Genomic DNA, 2,307 nt, shown 5'->3' with positions numbered 1-2,307 from the left:
CGTGCCCGAGCAGGGCCGCATCCTCGTGGACGGCATCGACATCAGCCTGATCGACGCCGCGCAATTGCGAAGGCAGGTCGGGGTGGTGCTGCAGGAGAACCTGCTGTTCAACCGCAGCGTGCGCGAGAACATCGCCATCGCCGATCCCGCCGCACCCATCGAGGCCGTGATGCACGCGGCGCGGCTGGCCGGTGCCCACGACTTCGTGAGCGAGCTGCCCGAGGGCTACGACACGCTCGTGGGCGAGCAGGGCGGCAGCCTGTCGGGCGGGCAGCGCCAGCGCATCGCCATCGCGCGGGCGCTGTTCACCCACCCGCGCATCCTCATCCTCGACGAGGCGACCAGCGCGCTCGACTACGAAAGCGAAGCCGTCATCCAGCGCAACATGGCGCACATCTGCCAGGGCCGCACCGTCCTCATCATCGCCCACCGGCTCTCGGCCGTGCGCCAGGCGCACCGCATCATCGTGATGGACAAGGGCCGCATCGTGGAGTCCGGCCCGCACGATGCCCTGGTCCAGCGCCCGCAGGGGCTCTACGCCCACCTGTGGCGCATGCAGGACGGCGGCTCCGGCGGCGCCCTGCAGGCCCGCGCCGGTCAGCGCGCCGAGGAGGGCGTGGCATGACGGCCTCCACCACCCCGCGCCCGGCCGGCGGCATGCCGCGGCACCCCGTGCGCCTGCTGCTGCAGCGCTACGGCGAGATCTTCCGCGCGGCCTGGGCGCAGCGCTCCGCGCTGGCCGGCCCGCCGCTGCTCGCCGACGAGCGCGCCTTCCTGCCGGCGGCCCTGAGCCTGCAGGAAACGCCGGTCCATCCCGCGCCGCGGCGCCTGGCCTGGCTGCTCATGGCGCTCTTCGCGATCGCGCTGGCCTGGTCCATCTTCGGCAAGATCGACATCGTCGCCGTGGCGCCCGGCCGCATCATCGTCAGCGACCGCACCAAGCTCGTGCAGCCGCTGGAAAACAGCGTCGTGCGGCGCGTGCTCGTGCGCGAGGGCGAGCACGTGACCGCCGGCCAGCCGCTGCTCGAACTCGACCCCACCGCCGCGCACGCCGACCGCACCAGCTTCGGCGAGGCGCACCGGTCGGCGGAATCGGAATCGCTGCGCGTGCGGGCGCTGCAGCAGGCGCTGGCCGGCGAAGCGGGGCCGGGCGCGAAGCCGCCCCGCTGGGCCGCGCAGGACGTGCCCGCCGCATGGAGCGACCGCGAGCGCGCCGACGCCCAGGGGCAACTGCTGGCCGAATGGAGCGACATCACCGCCCGCATCGCCCGCCTGGATGCCGAGCGCCAGCGCCGCGAGGCCGAGATCGCCACCGTGCGCGCCATGGTCGGCAAGCTCGAAGCCACGCTGCCCGTGGTGCGCCAGCGCGAGCGGGATTTCCAGACGCTGACCGGGCAGGGGTTCGTCTCCAGCCACGCCACCCAGGACCGCACGCGCGAGCGCGTGGAAATGGAGCGCGACCTCGCGACCCAGCAGGCCCGCCTGCAGGAAGCCCTCGCCACGCTCGCCGAAGCGCGGCAGGCGCGCATGTCCTACCTGGCAGAGACCCGCCGCGCCTTGAGCGAGCGGCAGGCGCAGGCGGACCTCAAGCGCGAGCAGAACGCGCAGGAACTCTCCAAGGCCGAGCGGCGCGAGCGCCTGGCCACCCTGTCCGCACCCGTGAGCGGCACCGTGCAGCAACTGGCCGCGCACACCGAGGGCGGCGTCGTCACGGAAGCCCAGGTGCTCATGGTCATCGTGCCCGACGGCGCCCACGTGAGCGCCGAGGTCACGCTGGAGAACAAGGACATCGGCTTCGTCGAGCCGGGGCAGGACGTGACGATCAAGCTGGAGACGTTCCCCTTTACGCGGTACGGCACCGTGCCCGCGCAGGTGGAGACCGTCACCCGCGACGCGGTCAACGACGAGAAGCGCGGGGCCATCTTCCCGGCACTGCTGCGGCTGGACGCGAACCACATCGCCGTGGACGGCAAGGACATCCGCCTCGCGCCCGGCATGAACCTGACGGCCGAGATCAAGACCGGACAGCGCCGGGTGATCGACTACCTGCTCAGCCCCATCCAGAAGGCCGGCAGCGAAAGCCTGCGCGAGCGCTGAAGAGAACCAGATCGAGTTTCAAACACCAAGGAAGGGATGAAGACCATGACGGACAGCAACACCGCACAGACCACCCTCGCTTCCGTGCTGCGCGCGGCCGGGGTGCGCACCGCCACCGGCAAGGACGACGACACCGCAGTGCCGGCTGCTGGCAGCCCGGAGGGGCTGCACGGTTCCCTGCACGATGCACTCGCCGCGGCGCGCGCGGCA

Annotated in this window: 2 protein-coding genes; both read left to right on the top strand. The window is 72.3% G+C overall.

The genetic code is table 11. From position 1 onward, the window contains the following. Nucleotides 1-625 (top strand): ATP-binding cassette domain-containing protein (locus tag BLR05_RS25555; RefSeq protein ID WP_143016054.1); only part of this gene is annotated, 625 nt, incomplete at its 5' end. Then, the gene (locus BLR05_RS25550; RefSeq protein ID WP_092840629.1) at nt 622-2,097 is read left to right on the top strand and encodes an HlyD family type I secretion periplasmic adaptor subunit; all 1,476 of its coding nucleotides are present in this window, start codon (nt 622-624) and stop codon (nt 2,095-2,097) included. The genes BLR05_RS25555 and BLR05_RS25550, both read left to right, overlap by 4 nt. Nucleotides 2,098-2,307 lie beyond the last annotated feature (210 nt).

Origin of the sequence: Paracidovorax cattleyae (genome assembly GCF_900104515.1) — a bacterium.
Lineage (GTDB): Bacteria > Pseudomonadota > Gammaproteobacteria > Burkholderiales > Burkholderiaceae_C > Paracidovorax > Paracidovorax cattleyae.
This window is presented reverse-complemented; position numbering and strand designations above follow the sequence as displayed.